This window comes from Bacillus pinisoli, assembly GCF_023036475.1.
In the GTDB taxonomy this organism is placed as follows: domain Bacteria; phylum Bacillota; class Bacilli; order Bacillales; family SA4; genus Bacillus_BS; species Bacillus_BS pinisoli.
In genome coordinates this window covers 279,512-296,992 of the sequence record NZ_JAJQKI010000003.1, presented here as the reverse complement: position 1 = coordinate 296,992, position 17,481 = coordinate 279,512, and the positions used below count along the sequence as shown (strand labels likewise).

Below are 17,481 nucleotides of genomic sequence, written 5' to 3'. Positions count from 1 at the left end.
TACATGTTATTCTACAATATATTCAAAGGTTAGGATAAAAATATTTTAGGAGGGTAAGAATGACAAGGCATGTATTTATTACTGCTGGCTCTAAAGGGATTGGGCGTAAAGTAACAGAAACTTTTATTAAGAAAGGGTATTACGTTACCGTTAATTATCGTCAAGATACAACAGCCGTTGACTCTTTAAAAGAAGCTCTATCTACATATTCCAATCAACTTTTATTGATTAAAGGTGATATTACCAATCGAGATGATATTAAACGAATGGTGCTTGAAGCCAATCAGGTTTTCGGAAGCATTGATATATTAATTAATAATGCGGGGCCATATATATTTGAGAGAAAGAAACTAGTTGATTACAGTGATGAAGAATGGGATGAAATGGTAGAAGGTAATTTAAGCTCTGTATTTCATCTTGTAAAAGAAATAGTTCCAGCGATGAGAGAGAAGAAATTTGGTCGTATTATTAATTATGGTTTTCAAGGGGCAGAATCTGCACCAGGTTGGATTTATAGATCTGCTTTCAGTGCCGCGAAGGTTGGGCTCGTGTCCTTAACAAAAACCATTGCCATTGAGGAAGCTGAGAATGGAATTACAGCAAATATGGTTTGTCCAGGAGACATTTTAGGTGAGATGAAGGAAGCCTCTATACAATATGCGAAGGATCATCCTGTTCACCAAGCACCGGTTGGAAGATCAGGCACGGGTGAGGATATTGCTAGGACAATAGAATTTCTCTGTGAGGAGAACTCAGATATGATAACTGGTTCCATTATTGAAATTACCGGCGGATTAGATGTCATCAACCGGTACCGATGAAAAAAGCATCCATATTTTTCTATATTTACTGAATATATTCCTTATTTTTTCATCATCCTAAATATGAGGTGATTAAATGAGAATAGTGGTAAGTTTACTTTGTCTTTTATTATTAAGTTCAACTGGATTGCATGCTTACGCGGCTGATTATACAAATAGTCAATTATTCAAAGTAACAATTTGGCAGAATAACGAAGAAACTGAATTTGAATTTGAAAATCCATCTCATTATGAGTGGGAAAAAGGGGAAAAGGTTGTTAAAGGAGAAGCAGCACAAGAGCAAGTGAAGAAGGTGTTTCGTACCCTTTCCCTTTCAAAAGATGTAAAGGTCGATGAAGTAAAACAACGTTTAGCAAATTTCGGATATACAGAAATTGATCGATTTGTTGTAAGATGGATGAATAATGAGGGCAAGCTCTATACTTGGCATTGGGAAAGGGAATAGAAGAAATTTATTCCACAATTTGTCGTTTGATGTTATAGTTAATACGGTCTTGTTCAAGCGTTATTTATAGTAGGAGGAATGTAAAGGATGCGTATAGGGGTACCTAAAGAAATTAAAAACAATGAAAATCGTGTTGCTATGACACCTGCTGGCGTTGTAAACCTTGTAAAATTCGGACATGAAGTGTTCATTGAAGACAATGCAGGAGTTGGCTCAGGGTTTACGAACGAACAATACATAGAAGCTGGCGCAAAGATTGTAGAGTCCGCTGAAGAAGCATGGTCTATGGAAATGGTGATGAAAGTTAAGGAACCGCTTCCAAGTGAATACGGTTATTTTAGAGAAGGTTTAATTTTATTTACATATTTACATTTAGCACCAGAGCCAGAACTAACAAAGGCTCTTATTGATAAAAAGGTTGTAGGAATTGCCTATGAGACCGTTCAAATGCCAAACGGCTCACTTCCACTACTTACACCAATGAGTGAAGTGGCGGGAAGAATGTCATCTCAAATTGGTGCACAATTTTTAGAAAAGCCAAAAGGTGGAATGGGTATCCTATTAGGTGGAGTTCCTGGCGTTCGCCGTGGTAAAGTAACAATCATTGGTGGAGGAGTAGCTGGTACAAACGCTGCTAAAGTAGCAATCGGGCTAGGCGCACATGTGTCAATTTTAGACGTGAATCCAGACCGTCTTCGTCAACTTGATGATATTTTTGGTACTGACGTAACAACGCTTATGTCTAACCCATTGAATTTAGCGGAAGAAATTGCTGACTCTGATTTAGTAATTGGCGCAGTATTAATTCCTGGTGCAAAAGCTCCAAAACTTGTTTCAGAAGAAATGATTAAGTCTATGAGACCTGGTTCTGTTGTTGTTGATATTGCAATTGACCAAGGTGGTATCTTTGAAACGACGGATCGCATCACAACCCATGATGCCCCAACTTATGAAAAGCATGGTGTATTACATTATGCAGTGGCTAATATGCCAGGTGCTGTTCCACGTACATCAACTATTGCTTTAACAAATGTAACTGTTCCTTATGCAGTGCAAATTGCTAATAAAGGCTACAAGCAAGCTTGCTTAGAAAACGAAGCGCTTCTAAAAGGAATCAATACATTAAATGGATATGTTACGTACAAAGCAGTAGCAGAATCACATGAATTACAATATGCGGATGCTCGTGAGGCATTAGTTTCACTATAATTGTTAGAAAATAGCCCCTTTGGCATCAAGTTTTTGCATAAAACTTGATGCTAAAGGGGTTTTTGAATGGGTAACGATGTTGATTATTCCGCTTATCGACGAAACTATGATTTTATCAATTAAACTTAATAATTTATTGAACACTTTTTGAAATTTATAAACGAAAATCAAACTATATCGAACACTTTTCCGAATATATCAACAAAATGCCAAATCCTAAAAGCCAAACAAAAAAAGCCGACGAATCCGATTCGTCAGCTTAAACTTCCAATTATAAAATCTGTAGTTCTTTAGGATAGGAAGTAAATGTAGTAAATCCATTTTCAGTAATTAATACATCATCTTCAATACGGACTCCGCCTACACCTGGTAAGTAAATCCCGGGTTCAATCGTGAAGGTCATTCCGGCTTGAAGTGGTCTTGTGTTTGTATGTGTCATGGACGGAAACTCATGAACGTCAATACCTAAACCATGACCAATACGGTGGGTGAAATAGTCACCATACCCTTTGTCAGTTATAATGCTTCTTGCAGTTTGATCAATGTTTCCGATTTGCTCTCCAGGCTTGCAAATATGTAAAGCAGCAAGCTCTGCCTGTAGGACCGTTTCATAGATTTCTCGTTGACGGTCATTTACTTCTCCTAATGCAACGGTCCTTGTAATGTCAGAGCAATAGCCTTGATACACTACACCGAGATCAAAAAGAATTAAATCTCCTTTCCGCATCATCGTTAACCCTGGCTTCCCATGAGGGGCTGCTGTTTTTTCACCAGTTAACACCATTGTGGAAAATGACATTGCTAAAATTCCTTTTTTCTTTAACTCGTATTCTATGGTAGCCAGTACTTCGAGTTCAGTTCTTCCTTCTTTTATGGCAGAAACCCCGACTTCCACTCCGAAATCTGCAAGCTTTCCAGCCTCTTTAAGGAGTGAGATTTCCTCCTCATCCTTGATGAGACGAAGCTCTCTTAATTTGTCTTCTACTGAGACAAGAGTTGGTGATTGGAACGCTTCGTTAATTTTTTCAGCTCTCTCATAAATAACATGTTCTTTTTCCATAGCTAACTTATTAATAGCGGGAACTCTTTTCTCAACAGCGACTTTTACTAACTCCCAAGGATTGTCGGTATCAGAGTATCCGATTATCTCGTGCTCCCAGCCAGTTGCCTTAATTTGTTCTTTTTCCATATTAGGTGCAATAAGAAAAGGAGCATGATCCGCAAACACAAATAAAGCGACTAAGCGTTCATGTGGGTCTGTATAGAATTTAGTTAAATAGAATACATTAGCCTTGGAAGTAATCATGCTAACAGGGATGTCTTCCGTTTTCATCCAATCCATTAATTGTTGTAGTCTTTGATTTTTCATCTAGTTACACTTCCTTTTATAGATCGTTTGTACACTACTTTAACAATGTTTGGAAAAAGTGTAAACTTTAATTAAAACAATTGTTAAGTGTACACCAAAGTAATAGTAGGGTTCGTTGCAAAAGATACAAAAATTTTGAAACCATTTATTACATCAATCGTATTAAAACGTAGAATCATTTAAATGGCTCTTTTCGAATATTTTCGTAAAGTTTTAGAAAAGAGCCTTTAAAAAATTGAAGCCTGAGGTGAAGTTGTGAGTTTTTTTCAGAAGCTATTTGGAAAGAAAGAGGTACGACCAAACATCGAAGAGCGAACTGTGTTGAACCTGCAGATCAATGATATAGTGGCGTACGATCTGGAGGATTACCAGGTTGTAGGAAAGCTTACGTACTCCGATCATGGATTTTCTTGGCATGCTTATCAGCTTCAGTCACCAGATCGGGTGATTTGGCTCAGTGTAGAAATGGATGATGAGTTGTATTTGGGGATTTATGAGAAATCTAAACTGAAACTATCTGAACCAATTCCAAAAGAAATCAATGACGAAGGTACTACGTACTACTTAGATGAACATGGAGTGGCACAAGTTACAGGGATTGGAAGAGGACAAAATGTAAACGGGGCAACCTGTAAGTATTTTGATTTCTGTGATGAGGAACAGGAAGCGTTTTTATCTGTTGAGATCTGGGGTAGTGAAGTTGAGGTTAGTAAAGGCTATGCCATTGAAGAATATGAATTAAAAATTATAGCGTCTAATTAAAGGAGGAACTAAATATGTTTCAATTTTTTAAGAGAATGGGTACAGTTGTCAATTCTGAGCTAAATGCCATGCTTGATAAAGCAGAGGATCCAGTTAAAATGTTGGACCAATTTATGCGTGATATGGAAGCAGACATTCGAGAAGCAGAAGCAGCGGTTGCAAAACAAATTGCAAATGAAAAGATGCTAAAGAAAAAAGTGGATGAAGCAGCAGCGCTTGTTAGCAAGAGAGAAGAACAAGCGATTAAAGCTTTAGAGGCTGGAAATGAAGATTTAGCAAGAAGAGCACTTGAAGACAAAAAGCTTCAAAGTAAACAGGCAGAGACATTAAAAGAATCTTATACACGTGCAAAGACGGATGCAGATGTTCTCCGTGAAAAGTTAGATGAAATGAAGAGAGAATATCATGAAATGAAGTTGAAAAAGGACAGCTTAAAGGCTCGCGCTGAATCTGCCAAAACTCGTACAAAGATGAACCGTGTAATGTCAGGAATCGGTGGAGATGAATCACGAAAAGGCTTCGAACGAATGGAAGAAAAAGTAATGAGATTTGAGGCTGAAGCCGAAACAAGTGAAGACTTATCTTCAAAAAGCAGAACTCTTGATGATGAGTTTGCTGCATTAGACAACAATGGGGTGGATGACGAATTAGCTGCCCTAAAGAAAAAACTTGGGAAAGAATAAAAGACTTAAAATAGCGCCTTCTTATTATAGGGCGCTAACTCTTTTTTTACGTGATGTGAATTTGTTGCTTCATACTACTCCCTATAGCCGTTAAGGAATGTATGGAGTTACAAGTAATACATATATAGGGGGTGATTTATTTGAAAAAGATATGCTCGTTGGTTGTGCTCTTATTACTCTTATCAGCATGTGGAGTAGACAGAGGAATGTCTTCTATAGAATCCGAGTTATCAAGTGGGAGCCTAGAAGGTGGCCTGTTTCATACACCTCTAGATCTCGCTCATGCAACCTATCCATTAATAGACGTGGTAAAAAGCAGTTCAGATCAGCATGATACATCCATGGTGTTTAAGGCCGAAGGTGAATCTATTGATACTGTCGCTCAGTTTATCCAAGGTCATGTCGCGATTGAACCTGTAGAAGTATCTGAAACGAAGGATAAGAAGAAAATTATTATTTATGAGGATCATTTTGTTACGATGACGGAAGATCCTGAAGACCCTGCATCAACGCTAGTGGAAGTTGCGACTTATGGATTCGTTAGAGATAACTATCAACCTAATTTTTTTAGTGGTTTCTTTTTATGGTACTTGCTTGATGATGTACTAGATGTGGATGATTGGAATAAGAAGCAGAAAAAAAGATGTGACTCATCGACTGGTGGGTGCTATGGAAGCTATGGAGGATCCGGCGGTGGGTATAAGGGACCAATAGGTCAGCCTTCATTACGTGGAGGTTCATCTTCTGTGAGAGGTGGAGGTCCTGGAACTGGTAAATAAAACAGCCTCTCTTAATGATTGTGGTTTATAGTATGAGAGGTTTTAACACGAGATTAATAGGTTCAGATCGAACAATTTTTTAGAAAGACTATAAAAATTAAGAGGTGAAAAAAGTGGGACCATTTCTATTAACTTTTCTTTATTTTATCATTGCGATTGTCGTTGTCATTATAGGTTTATTTGTTTTTGAGAGTTTAACGAAAAAGTATAAAGATTGGGATGAGATTAAAAACGGAAATCATGCCGTTGCTCTTTCCATTGGAGGAAAGATCATTGGTATTTGTATCATTCTAGCTTTCTCTGTTTATCATAGTGTGAAATTATCGGATACGTTAATTTGGGGAGCTTTTGGGGTTCTTTTACAAATGATTGCTTATCTACTATTCGAGGTATTCACGCGAAAGTTTTCTGTTGAAGAGCAATTGCATAAGGGGAATATTGCAGTTGGAATTGTAACTTTTTGCGTGTCTGTTGGGTTAGCCTTTGTTATTGGTGCTTCTATTACGTAGGCTAGTAGGTAAAAATCTGGGATGTGATTTTTTTTCGTAAAGCAAGTCTTTACGTATGGCTCTTTTCTATGCTTTAAAAAGTCAGTTTAAGCATATTAAATTTGGCAAAATTGCTGAAATATAAGTTTGAAAGGCAACTAAGTTTTAGAAAAGAGCCTCACGTATTATCTAGTTGGTTAGGGTGATTGCCATGGATTCAACTGCTATAAGACAAAGCAATGCAATTTATTGGGCTTCTGGAATCGTCTCCATATGCGGGATTATCTTTGAAGTATTATTTGGAGCGATTGGATCCTATATCTTAGGAGATGGAGTTAAGCAGTATACGTTAACCATTTCTTTATTTTTGACAGGAATGGGAATCGGTGCTTCCATAAGTGAACACATAACGAAAAATTTATTGTCTTCCTTTGTATGGATAGAATATACAATTGCACTCATAGGTGGCTTTTCCACCTTTTTATTATTTGGAATTAATGCTTACTTAAGTAGCGGGACAGATGCCCTCTTTTTGTACAGCATCACACTACTCGTTGGAGCCTTAACAGGTGTAGAATTACCAATCTTAATAAGAAAAGCAAATGAGATTGGTGTCTCCTTAAACAGAAGTACAGCCAGAGTTTTATTTTCAGATTATGCAGGGGGGCTAATAGGAGGATTGTTATTTGTCTATCTATTACGTCCTCAGCTTGGAATGGTGAAAACAGCCTTTTTTGTCGCGATCATTAATGCATCAGTAGCTTTGTGGGTTCTAGTTTATTTTAGAAAAGAGATAAAACGGTTTACAGGACACGCCGTTGTAGGCATTGCTATTCTTTTTGTATTGGTGGGTGGATTATTCTTCGGGGAAGAAGCAGCCTTCTCCTTTGAGCAAAAAATGTATCGAGATCCCATTGTATACGCAGAAGAAACGGATTATCAGCGTATAATTTTGACAAAGGAACAGGGAGATTTGCGCTTATTTTTAAATGGTCAACTACAATTTAGTTCTAGTGACGAGTACCGATACCATGAAATGCTTGTTCATCCTGCCATGCTTAGTGCATCTAGTCATCAAAACATTCTTATCTTAGGGGGAGGAGATGGACTGGCCTTACGAGAATTGCAGAAGTATGATTCAACCAAGTCCATCACACTCGTCGACCTAGATCCTGCTATTGTAGTATTAGCAAAAGAGCATCCTGACATTGTGTCACTAAATCGAGATGCATTTCAACATCATAATGTAAAAGTAATCCATCAAGATGCGTTTGAATTCATGGAGAATACAAACGAATTTTACGACGTAATCATTGTAGATTTGCCTGATCCAAACAATGAGTCTTTAAATAAGTTATACACAATCGAATTTTACTCTCTGTTAAGAAATCATCTCAATCCCGGTGGAGCGATGATGATTCAAGCGACAAGCCCAGTTTTTGCTACAGAAGTGTATTGGACAGTGGATCACACAGTGAAAGCTACAGGGTTACATACAGAGAATTTTCATCTCGATATACCTAGCTTCGGTAACTGGGGATTTATCCTAGCAAAAAGAGAGCCGATTATTATGGAAAATGCTAAAATAGTCGTAGAGACAAAGTTTCTTACAGAAGAAATGATGTTAGCTGCCACTCATTTTGGTAAGGATGAAGATAGGGAATTAGTAAATGAAAAAGGTAAGTCTATAGAATTAGAGGTAAATTCATTGATCAATCCTCATTTAATTGAATTGTACGAACAAGCTTGGTTGCATTATTAAAGCTGTAAACTTGTTGCAAAAAAAGTAAGACCAGCAACAAATTCTACATAAAATTCATCTAAATATTTACAGGGGAGTGTGTTGGAAATGAAGGTTTCATATCATGGACATTCAGTTGTAAAGGTTGAGGCAAATGGAAAAACTATACTTATCGATCCGTTTATCACGGGAAATGGTTTAACAGATTTAAAAGCAGATGACGTGAAGGCAGATGTAATCCTGTTAACTCATGGACATAATGATCATGTTGGTGATACGATTTCAATCGCAAAACGGAACAATTCGTTAGTAATTGCACCAAATGAGTTGGCAGACTTTCTAAGCAAGAGAGAGCTTCGTGTGCATCCTATGCATATAGGCGGGGCCTATCAGTTTGATTTTGGAAAAGTAAAATTAACTCCTGCTTTTCATGGTTCTGCTTATGAAGAAGATGGACAAATGCATTACACGGGAATGCCAAGTGGGATTTTACTAAGTATTGATGGTAAAACGGTTTATCATGCTGGAGATACTGCTTTATTTTCTGATATGAAACTAATTGGTGAACGAAACCAAATAGATGTTGCGTTCCTCCCAATTGGTGATAATTTCACGATGGGACCAGAAGACGCAGTATTGGCAGCAAAATGGATACAAGCAAGAAAGATCGTTCCTATGCACTACAATACATTCCCAGTCATTAAACAAGACCCAGTCGCCTTCATAAATCAATTAGAAGCGGGTGTTGGGCAAGTATTAGAGCCTGGAGAATCAATTGAACTGTAATAATTTTTGAGAAGCAAATGTGAGCCATTTGCTTCTCTTTTTTTGTGTTCTTGCATACATATGAATGAAACAAGCTATAGGAGGGAAGAAGATGAGAAATCGTTTAATGCTTTGTCTATTAATCTGTGGTGTGCTCATGTATTATGCGGTTCCGAGATTGACCATTCACTTTTCCGGACTAGACGGCATCTTCGCTTTTTCTTGGTTTATGCTAGCCTTCTTAGTCATTGGAGGAAATCTTGCAGGGTTCTTATATACGGCCAAGAAGGAAAAGAAGAAACGTAAACAAGGGTTCAGAAGACTTACAAACTCACAAAAAGCACGTCGTTATCTTACGCAGCATTGAACCAATCACCTTTCACCTTTATAATATAAGGAACAGTAGTTGTTCCGATGAAAGGTGAAGGGTGAAAAAATTGGCGACAAAGCACGAGCAAATTTTACAATACATAAATGATTTAGAGGTAGGGTATAAGATTTCTGTTAGACAGATTGCCAAAGACCTAAACGTGAGTGAAGGTACGGCTTACCGTGCGATCAAAGAAGCAGAGAATAAAGGATTTGTTAGCTCAATTGAACGAGTAGGCACGATTCGAATCGAAAAAAAGAAAAAAGAAAATATTGAGAAACTTACATTTGCCGAGGTTGTTAATATTGTAGATGGGACCGTTCTCGGTGGTAGAGAGGGACTGTTTAAGACACTCAACAAGTTTGTCATTGGTGCGATGAAGCTTGAGGCAATGATGAAATATACTGGAGCAGGAAATTTATTAATCGTCGGAAATCGAACGAACGCGCATAAGCTAGCTATTGAGGCCGGCGCAGCAGTATTGATTACTGGTGGTTTTGATACAGATGATGAAGTGAAAAAACTTGCCGATGAATTAAAACTTCCGATTATCTCTACGAGTTATGATACGTTTACTGTCGCAACAATGATTAACCGTGCCATCTATGACCAGTTGATAAAAAAAGAAATTGTAGTCGTTGAAGATATCCTAACTCCCATTGAGGAAACGGCCTTTTTAACTATTCATGATACAGTGGGAGATTGGTACAAGGTAAATGAAAGTACAAATCATAGTCGTTTTCCGGTTGTAGATGAACAACTTAAAGTGCACGGTATGGTCACAGGTAAGGATGTCCTAGGTGTAGAGAATGCTACTCTTATCGAGAAAATCATGACGAAGAATCCAATTACCGTGAATGAAAAGACATCCGTTGCTTCGTCAGCCCACATGATGATTTGGGAAGGTATAGAGGTGCTTCCAGTTGTTGATGAATATAATAAGCTTAAAGGTATTATTAGTCGTCAGGATGTACTAAAGGCCCTTCAGGTCATACAAAGGCAGCCACAAGTGGGACAAACCCTTGATGATAGTGTAATCAATCAATTTATTGAAGTAGTGAATGCAAAAGGTGAGGAAGTCTTTCAATGTGAAGTCACACCACAAATGACCAATCATATCGGAACCATTTCCTATGGAGTATTTACAACACTAGTTACGGAAGCGGGAAGTCGAGCATTACGTTCCTACAAAAAAGGTGAACTAGTTGTAGAGAATATTACAATCTATTTCATCAAACCAGTCCAGATTGACAGTGTTATAGAAATTCGTCCCAATGTACTAGAGGTTGGACGAAAGTTTGGTAAGGTGGATATTTCCGTTTACAACCAGGGTGCAATCGTTGGAAAAGCTATGATGATGGTACAATTAATTGATCGATAACAGCAGCTTCTGCTCAATTTAATGAGTACTATATAGTCAAACTAAAAAGCTGGTCAACTGACCAGCTTCTAGTTTTTGTTTTGAGCTTCTTCTGCTACACGAGGTAGGTAAAAGCGGTAGGATTTTATTCCAGCCCAGACGCTTCCGCCACCTACGGCTAAAAAAACGATCCCTACTATGATCGAAACCTTCGAAGGCTCTACAATCATTTGGTTTAGAGCAAAAGCCACTATAAATACTCCTAAGGCAATGCTAGATTTTGCTGAGACCCAATTTCTATACATCACTTCTTTTGCTCGAAAAAATCGAATCTTAAAATAAGCATAGAAGGATAATGATAAAATAATTAGAATAACTAATGTAGGCATATTTTTCCTCCAATTGAATTCCTTATACTATACTATTTTAATCCTAATGTGGGCATAATTCCACCATTAGTCATATTGGAAATATTTTTAAGGCTCTTTTCTAAAACTCTGTTGCTTTTTTAATCTATAATTCAAAGTTAAGCTTGTTTTAATTGATAAAATGACATATTAGTCATTTAGAAAACCGCGACTAAAAATCAAGCCTTTGGGATATCTACGAAGCGAGAATTTACGAAAAGAGCCATTTTTTAAAGAGGTGATAAAAATGAAGGAGCAAATTTTAGAAGCCATAGAACGATTTGATACAATTGTCATTCATAGGCATGTTCGACCTGATCCAGACGCATATGGTTCACAATGCGGTTTGGCAGAGGTATTGAAAGCATCGTACCCTAAGAAAGAAATTTTTGTGGTAGGGAAAGGCGAGGAATCTTTAGCTCACTTATATAACATGGATGTAGTCACCGATGAAGTGTATCAAGATGCGCTCGTCATTGTATGTGACACAGCGAATCAAGAAAGAATTTGTGATGAGCGCTACAAGCTAGGCAGTGTATTAATAAAAATTGACCATCATCCTAATGAAGACCCGTACGGTGATCTATTATGGGTTGATACCACGGCAAGTTCTGTAAGTGAAATGATTTATGAATTTTATCTTTATGGAAAGACTAAGGGACTGGTTCTAACACAAGAGGGTGCACGATTAATTTATGCAGGTATTGTAGGAGATACTGGGCGCTTCTTATTTCCAAGTACGAATACAAGAACGTTTAAATATGCAAGTGAATTGGTCGAGTTTGGCTTTGATTTGCCAACATTATATAATGGTTTATATACAACAAAGTTAAATGTAGCACATCTTTCAGGATACATACTACAGAGTTTCACTCTTTCTGACCAAGGGGTGGCATCCGTTTTTCTTACAAAGGATGTGCTTCAGAAGTTTGATGTGACACCAACAGATGCCTCACAACTAGTAGGGGCGTTAGGTCATATTGAAGGAATCATAACGTGGGTCTTCTTTGTAGAGGAAGAGGATCAAATTCGCGTAAGGCTACGCTCCAAAGGACCAACTATTAATATAGTTGCTGCTAAGTATAGAGGCGGAGGTCACCCTTTGGCAGCTGGTGCTTCCATTTATTCTTGGGAGGAAGCAAAACAAGTGATACATGATTTAGAAGAGTTATGTACTCCGAAATAAACAGGGTCCAAGAGTGGCCCTTCCCCTGTTAAAACGGAAGGTGCTAACAGCACGGGGAAATAATTTTAAGCATTAGCTTTTTTTACAGAAGGAATAAACCAAAAGCCTTTGTCAGTTTCATCCACATACACTTCAATGTTACGAATGAGTAATTCTTTCTTTAACATGAGTGCTACCTCTTTTGTTTCTGCATAAGCGGAATAACCGGCCATAATCTGTTGAAGCTTTTCTCGCATAAGCTGCTTTCTGTTAATAATCATATAGCTACACCCCCACAAATAGTTAACAGCATTTACCATTACCCTTATTTTATACAAAATGGGTGGGGGTTGCTATACTTTTCTGAATATTTCATAAAATATACAAATTTAGCTCTCATCATTGAACTTCATTGTAATATCTATCTCAAGAGTTTCATAAAGCACGTAAATACCTCGTACTTCAAGTCGATATTGCTTATCATCAATGGTGAAGACTCGATTTTCAACGGCTCTTTTAATTAGTTCTCTGCTTTCATAAATCTTGGTAATATCCTTGGCAATAAGGTGATTGACCTCTTGTTTGACAAGTGTTTCTAGTTGATAAGTTCGAAATTTATCCATTTTATATTTATCCCCATTGGTGAGGGTGACGTCAATTTCTTGTAAAGTAAGTCCTTTTTGATTTTCTTCATTTAGCTTTTTATAATCCTCTTGCCAGATTTGAATGTCTTTCTTTAAGTCTTTTATTTCTTCAGCCTGTTTTGAAATCCAAAGAATTTGCGTATCCTGATAGGTCCCATACATATAGGCGAATATGATCCAGCTTATGATTGCCCCAATTACACCACCTGCAAAGAAACGCTGCCAACTTCCTTTTTCGTAATAGGGTGGAATTCTCATAGATTACCATCCGTTTGGGCTAGCCAATGAATGATTAGGGAACCGGTCTGAGCACCGCCGGTTGCAGAACAAATAATAAACAGTTGCTTGACGATATCACGTGTATTAGCATCGAAGAGTCCTTTTTCGAAGCTATAAAATGCTTCAAAGGAACCACCGATTGCCGCGACTATTGCCCAAATTTTCAAGTTACCAGCAAGTCTGACCATGGTCAAAAGTGGTGGATTCCCAACAAAGAACGCGCCTAAACCACCGACAATACAGCCTCCTAGAATGACCCCAAGAGAAATAAAATAACTACTAAAGAACAAAACATAGAAGCCCTCTCTAACACCCATGCGATTACCCCTTTCTGTTACAATATATGGACAGACATAGGGAAGTATGTTTTGATTTGAACTTTAAGATTCAACTATAATAGAAAAGCAGATGTCCCCCGATCAGTTCCGACAAGCAAATGTTCCTCGGATTATAAAAAGGGTGATTTTTCCTTTTAATGATCCGAGGGTTATTTGACTCGAGGAACTGGGGACAGCTGCTAGACAAGAAAAGCAGATGTCCCCCGATCAGTTCCGACAAGCAAATGTTCCTCGGATAATAAAAAGGGTGATTTTTCCTTTTAATGATCCGAGGGTTATTTGACTCGAGGAACTGGGGACAGCTGCTAGACAAAAGAAAAGCAGATGTCTTCATGGAGCATCACTACTTGAAATCTTTAAGCAAGCCAAAATCTCGGCATAAGAATACATAATAAAGTTATAATGACTCTAAAATAGAAGGCGATTGAAGGTGAGAATACATGGACTTTGTTCATCTACAAGTGAAAAGCTCATACAGTTTATTATCAAGTAGCTGCAAAATAGAGGACCTTGTCCAAGCGGCTGTTGAAATGGGATATACGTCATTAGCCATTACTGATGACAATAACCTTTACGGAGCTATTCCTTTTTATAAAGAATGCTTGAAAAAAGGAATTAAGCCCATTATTGGTTTAACAGTTTCTGTATATGAGGACGAACACGAACAAAAAGTCTTCCCTTTAGTTTTGTTAGCAAAGAACTATAAAGGCTATCAAAATCTAATGAAAATTAGCAGTGTTGTACAAACAATGGGACGTAAGGCCGTATTAAAAAAATGGTTAGCAGCTTACAAGGAAGGTGTTTTTGCCATAACTCCTGGAATTCAAGGTGAAATTGAGGAATCCATCTTACAACAAGATATAGATCGAGCTAAAAACATTGCCGCACAGTTTAAGTCCATTTACGGTAGTTCTTTTTTCTTATCTCTTCAATTTCATCGAACAGAAGAAGAACGACTAATCGAAGATCCTATTAAAGAAATAAGCAAGGAACTGGGCATCTCACTAGTTGCTACTAATGATGTTCATTATTTAGTTCAAGAAGATTCATTTGTTCATGAGTGTTTAGTAGCGATTAAAAACGGAGAAAAAATGTCAGACTCTACTAGAGAAAAGCTACCATCAAATGAATACTACTTTAAATCAAAAGAAGAGATCAATGATATTTTTGCGAGTCAACAAGAGGCACTTCAGAACACATGTAGAATTGCCCATGAGTGTGAGATTACCATTCCTCTTAACCAACGCTTTTTACCAAAGTATCCCCTGCCAGAGTCTGAACGTGCCGATGAGTATTTAGAGCGGTTATGTGTAGAAGGCTTGAAAGACCGAGGTTTAGACAAGCCAGAGTATCATAAAAGGCTAACGTATGAACTCCAAATTATAAAACAGATGGAATTTAGTGATTATTTTTTAATTGTCTGGGATTTCATGAAATATGCTCATGATCAAGGAATTTTAACAGGACCTGGGCGTGGTTCTGCAGCAGGTTCATTAGTTGCTTACGCGTTAAAGATTACGAATGTAGATCCAATCCAATATCAACTCTTATTCGAGCGATTCTTAAACCCTGAAAGGATCTCGATGCCCGATATTGATATTGACTTTCCAGACGACAGAAGAGATGAAGTAATCCAATATGTAACTCAAAAGTATGGCTCTCTTCATGTTGCTCAGATTATCACGTTTGGAACACTCTCGACTAAGGCTGTCTTGCGTGATGTTGGCAGAGTGTTGGGAATCTCTCCAAAAGAGGCAGATGCCATTGCTAGGAAGATACCTTCTAGATTAGGAATTACATTAAGAGAAGCTTATCAAGAATCACAAGCCTTTCAAACACATATTCAGCAATCTAGTGTGACCCAAAAACTGTTCGAGGTTGCACTTAAGCTCGAAGGTATTCCAAGGCATACATCCACACATGCAGCAGGAGTCATTATTAGTGAAAAGCCTTTGACTGAATTGGTTCCCATCCAAGACGGATCCCAAGGTGTTTACTTAACTCAATATTCTATGGAAATTCTTGAAGAGATGGGTCTATTAAAAATGGACTTCTTGGGGCTAAGAAATCTGACAATCTTGCAACGGATACTAGACTCTATCAAGTGGGAAAAGAAAGTAAAGCTTGAACTAGAAGATTTTCCTTTGGATGATGAAAAGACATTCGCTTTACTTGGTAAGGGTGACACAACTGGAGTATTCCAGTTAGAGTCCTCAGGTATGAGGAGTGTGCTTCAACGCCTAAAGCCGACACATTTTGAGGACATTGTCGCAGTTAATGCTTTATACCGTCCTGGTCCAATGGAAAACATTCCTGTTTATATTGAAAACAAGCATCGACGGATAACTTATCCGCATCCAGATCTTGCGGACATATTACGAAGTACAAACGGTGTTATTGTTTATCAGGAGCAAATTATGCAAATTGCCTCTTTGATGGCAGGTTTTTCATTAGGGGAAGCAGATTTATTAAGAAGAGCAGTAAGTAAGAAAAAGGCGGATGTCTTACAGGCCGAACGAGAGCATTTTGTTAAAGGAAGCTTAGAAGTAGGTTATACAGAGTTGGTAGCTAATGAAGTGTATGATCTAATTGTAAAATTTGCAAACTATGGCTTCAATAGAAGTCACGCCGTAGCATATAGTATGGTTGCCTATCATCTTGCTTATTTAAAAGCAAATTTCCCCTTATATTTTACAGCAGCGTTATTAACGAGCGTAATTGGAAATGATGATAAAATCGCTCAATATATTCGAGAAGCCAAAAGCAAACAAATAAAAGTTTTACCGCCTTCAATAAATGCTAGTTTTTATGGTTTTCAAGTTTATCAACAGTCTATTCGTTTTAGCTTAGCTGCTATTAAAAGTGTAGGTGGCCAAACGGTAAAAAAGATTATAGCAGAAAGAAAATCGCGTCCATTTGACGATTTGTTCGATTTCTGTGTTCGGGTCCTACCAAATAGAAAAACAGTAGAATCGCTTATTTTTGCAGGATGCCTTGACGAATTTGGACAAGAACGCTCGACTTTACTTGCTAGCATTGATGTCGCTCTAGATTATGCTGAACTTGTAAAACCATCTAGCGGGGATCAATTAGATTTTTCCTTTGAAGAAGAACTATTGTTGAAACCTCAGTATATTCAAATGGAACCTTTTAAAGATGAGGAGAAATTACAATTTGAGATGGAGGCATTGGGTCTCTATTTATCAACTCATCCTGTCGCTGCTTATGAAAAATATTGGAGAGAATATGATCCTGTTACCATTCAAGTGGCAAAAGAGAACTATATTAATAAGAAGGTAACCATTGTTGCTTTAGTAGGTAGTGAACGTACGATACGAACTAAAAAAGGAGAGCAAATGTCCTTTCTTGTGTTAAATGATGAGAGTGGGGAACTAGAAGGTACCGTTTTCCCTACGACGTACCGGGAATACCATACACATCTTACAGTAGGTTCTCTTTTATTATTATCAGGTAAAGTGGACGTAAGAAATGGAGAGCCACAATTTATTGTCCAAAAGGTCCAAACGATGGAAGAGCTAAAAGGAACCTACCGAGAAAAAAGCCTATTTATTAAAATTGAACCGGGTCTTGAGAACCAAAATAAATTAGAAGAATTAAAACAGCTATTTACTGAATATCATGGTAATACAGAGGTTGTCCTATATTATGTAGAAACGAAAAAAACGATTAGGCTTCCGCAACCTTATCATGTTAACCCGGTAAACGAGTGCTTAGAAAAAATTAAAGAAGTGATAGGCGACAAAAATGTGGTATTAAAAGCCTATTAGTTCTTTACATATCGCTAAAATTTGTTATTATTGTAAAATAGTCAGCGTGGTCAGACCACTTTTTGATC

The 17,481-nt window shown here is 37.6% G+C and carries 18 protein-coding genes; 13 read left to right on the top strand and 5 right to left on the bottom strand.

The features are described from left to right. The first annotated feature begins 59 nt into the window (after positions 1 to 59). From LT143_RS06080 to ald, 3 genes are all read left to right on the top strand, one after another. Complete coding sequence (locus tag LT143_RS06080; RefSeq protein ID WP_246941209.1) at positions 60 to 821, top strand: SDR family oxidoreductase; 762 nt, start codon at positions 60 to 62, stop codon at positions 819 to 821. 76 nt (positions 822 to 897) lie between these two features. Then, positions 898 to 1,266 carry a hypothetical protein gene (locus tag LT143_RS06075; protein WP_246941207.1) on the top strand — a complete coding sequence of 123 codons (369 nt, stop codon included), beginning with the start codon at positions 898 to 900 and terminating at the stop codon, positions 1,264 to 1,266. Between the two features lie 87 nt (positions 1,267 to 1,353). Beyond that, positions 1,354 to 2,475, top strand: coding sequence for an alanine dehydrogenase (gene ald / locus LT143_RS06070; protein WP_246941205.1), 1,122 nt, complete (start codon positions 1,354 to 1,356; stop codon positions 2,473 to 2,475). Between the two features lie 271 nt (positions 2,476 to 2,746). Here ald and LT143_RS06065 read toward each other — a convergent pair whose 3' ends face one another. Then, positions 2,747 to 3,844, bottom strand: a complete 1,098-nt coding sequence (locus tag LT143_RS06065) for a M24 family metallopeptidase (RefSeq protein WP_246941203.1) — start codon at positions 3,842 to 3,844, stop codon at positions 2,747 to 2,749. A gap of 255 nt (positions 3,845 to 4,099) precedes the next feature. Here LT143_RS06065 and LT143_RS06060 point away from each other — a divergent pair, with 255 nt between their 5' ends. From LT143_RS06060 to LT143_RS06025, 8 genes are all read left to right on the top strand, one after another. Then, the gene (locus tag LT143_RS06060) at positions 4,100 to 4,606 is read left to right on the top strand and encodes a DUF4178 domain-containing protein (protein WP_246941201.1); all 507 of its coding nucleotides are present in this window, start codon (positions 4,100 to 4,102) and stop codon (positions 4,604 to 4,606) included. Positions 4,607 to 4,620: 14 nt separating this feature from the next. Continuing rightward, positions 4,621 to 5,289, top strand: coding sequence for a PspA/IM30 family protein (locus LT143_RS06055; RefSeq protein WP_246941199.1), 669 nt, complete (start codon positions 4,621 to 4,623; stop codon positions 5,287 to 5,289). 140 nt (positions 5,290 to 5,429) lie between these two features. After that, complete coding sequence (locus LT143_RS06050) at positions 5,430 to 6,068, top strand: SRPBCC family protein (RefSeq protein ID WP_246941197.1); 639 nt, start codon at positions 5,430 to 5,432, stop codon at positions 6,066 to 6,068. A gap of 113 nt (positions 6,069 to 6,181) precedes the next feature. Then, positions 6,182 to 6,577, top strand: coding sequence for a DUF350 domain-containing protein (locus LT143_RS06045; protein ID WP_246941195.1), 396 nt, complete (start codon positions 6,182 to 6,184; stop codon positions 6,575 to 6,577). A gap of 190 nt (positions 6,578 to 6,767) precedes the next feature. Next, positions 6,768 to 8,318 carry a polyamine aminopropyltransferase gene (locus LT143_RS06040; RefSeq protein ID WP_246941192.1) on the top strand — a complete coding sequence of 517 codons (1,551 nt, stop codon included), beginning with the start codon at positions 6,768 to 6,770 and terminating at the stop codon, positions 8,316 to 8,318. 87 nt (positions 8,319 to 8,405) lie between these two features. Beyond that, entirely contained in the window at positions 8,406 to 9,083 is a 678-nt protein-coding gene (locus tag LT143_RS06035) for a metal-dependent hydrolase (RefSeq protein ID WP_246941189.1), read from the top strand. 91 nt (positions 9,084 to 9,174) lie between these two features. After that, positions 9,175 to 9,429 carry a hypothetical protein gene (locus LT143_RS06030; protein ID WP_246941185.1) on the top strand — a complete coding sequence of 85 codons (255 nt, stop codon included), beginning with the start codon at positions 9,175 to 9,177 and terminating at the stop codon, positions 9,427 to 9,429. A gap of 70 nt (positions 9,430 to 9,499) precedes the next feature. Next, complete coding sequence (locus tag LT143_RS06025; RefSeq protein ID WP_246941182.1) at positions 9,500 to 10,813, top strand: DRTGG domain-containing protein; 1,314 nt, start codon at positions 9,500 to 9,502, stop codon at positions 10,811 to 10,813. A 68-nt stretch (positions 10,814 to 10,881) separates the two neighbouring features. On the opposite strand, the gene LT143_RS06020 is transcribed toward LT143_RS06025, so the two are convergent. Then, a complete protein-coding gene (locus LT143_RS06020) occupies positions 10,882 to 11,181 on the bottom strand; it encodes a YtpI family protein (RefSeq protein WP_246941179.1) in 300 nt (99 codons plus the stop codon). A 265-nt stretch (positions 11,182 to 11,446) separates the two neighbouring features. On the opposite strand from LT143_RS06020, the gene LT143_RS06015 reads away from it, so the two are divergent. Continuing rightward, on the top strand, positions 11,447 to 12,385 hold the full coding sequence (locus LT143_RS06015; protein WP_246941176.1) for a DHH family phosphoesterase: 939 nt from the start codon (positions 11,447 to 11,449) through the stop codon (positions 12,383 to 12,385). Between the two features lie 65 nt (positions 12,386 to 12,450). On the opposite strand, the gene LT143_RS06010 is transcribed toward LT143_RS06015, so the two are convergent. The 3 genes from LT143_RS06010 to LT143_RS06000 form a co-directional block, all read right to left on the bottom strand. Beyond that, a complete protein-coding gene (locus tag LT143_RS06010) occupies positions 12,451 to 12,645 on the bottom strand; it encodes a YtzJ family protein (RefSeq protein ID WP_246941173.1) in 195 nt (64 codons plus the stop codon). Between the two features lie 108 nt (positions 12,646 to 12,753). Then, positions 12,754 to 13,266, bottom strand: a complete 513-nt coding sequence (gene ytrI / locus LT143_RS06005; protein ID WP_246941171.1) for a sporulation membrane protein YtrI — start codon at positions 13,264 to 13,266, stop codon at positions 12,754 to 12,756. After that, a complete protein-coding gene (locus LT143_RS06000) occupies positions 13,263 to 13,604 on the bottom strand; it encodes a YtrH family sporulation protein (protein ID WP_246941167.1) in 342 nt (113 codons plus the stop codon). Before LT143_RS06000 ends, ytrI begins: the two co-directional genes overlap by 4 nt. A gap of 461 nt (positions 13,605 to 14,065) precedes the next feature. On the opposite strand from LT143_RS06000, the gene dnaE reads away from it, so the two are divergent. Further along, the gene (dnaE, locus tag LT143_RS05995; RefSeq protein WP_246941164.1) at positions 14,066 to 17,413 is read left to right on the top strand and encodes a DNA polymerase III subunit alpha; all 3,348 of its coding nucleotides are present in this window, start codon (positions 14,066 to 14,068) and stop codon (positions 17,411 to 17,413) included. The last annotated feature ends 68 nt before the right edge of the window (positions 17,414 to 17,481 follow it).

Excerpts from the sequence above, each read along its gene's own strand:
- LT143_RS06080 (WP_246941209.1), top strand. The coding sequence starts at position 60 with ATGACAAGGCATGTATTTATTACTGCTGGCTCTAAAGGGATTGGGCGT.
- LT143_RS06030 (WP_246941185.1), top strand. The coding sequence starts at position 9,175 with ATGAGAAATCGTTTAATGCTTTGTCTATTAATCTGTGGTGTGCTCATG.
- LT143_RS06065 (WP_246941203.1), bottom strand. The coding sequence starts at position 3,844 with ATGAAAAATCAAAGACTACAACAATTAATGGATTGGATGAAAACGGAA.
- LT143_RS06020 (WP_246941179.1), bottom strand. The coding sequence starts at position 11,181 with ATGCCTACATTAGTTATTCTAATTATTTTATCATTATCCTTCTATGCT.
- LT143_RS06075 (WP_246941207.1), top strand. The coding sequence starts at position 898 with ATGAGAATAGTGGTAAGTTTACTTTGTCTTTTATTATTAAGTTCAACT.
- ytrI (WP_246941171.1), bottom strand. The coding sequence starts at position 13,266 with ATGAGAATTCCACCCTATTACGAAAAAGGAAGTTGGCAGCGTTTCTTT.
- LT143_RS06055 (WP_246941199.1), top strand. The coding sequence starts at position 4,621 with ATGTTTCAATTTTTTAAGAGAATGGGTACAGTTGTCAATTCTGAGCTA.
- LT143_RS06035 (WP_246941189.1), top strand. The coding sequence starts at position 8,406 with ATGAAGGTTTCATATCATGGACATTCAGTTGTAAAGGTTGAGGCAAAT.
- LT143_RS06015 (WP_246941176.1), top strand. The coding sequence starts at position 11,447 with ATGAAGGAGCAAATTTTAGAAGCCATAGAACGATTTGATACAATTGTC.
- LT143_RS06000 (WP_246941167.1), bottom strand. The coding sequence starts at position 13,604 with ATGGGTGTTAGAGAGGGCTTCTATGTTTTGTTCTTTAGTAGTTATTTT.
- LT143_RS06010 (WP_246941173.1), bottom strand. The coding sequence starts at position 12,645 with ATGATTATTAACAGAAAGCAGCTTATGCGAGAAAAGCTTCAACAGATT.
- dnaE (WP_246941164.1), top strand. The coding sequence starts at position 14,066 with ATGGACTTTGTTCATCTACAAGTGAAAAGCTCATACAGTTTATTATCA.
- ald (WP_246941205.1), top strand. The coding sequence starts at position 1,354 with ATGCGTATAGGGGTACCTAAAGAAATTAAAAACAATGAAAATCGTGTT.
- LT143_RS06040 (WP_246941192.1), top strand. The coding sequence starts at position 6,768 with ATGGATTCAACTGCTATAAGACAAAGCAATGCAATTTATTGGGCTTCT.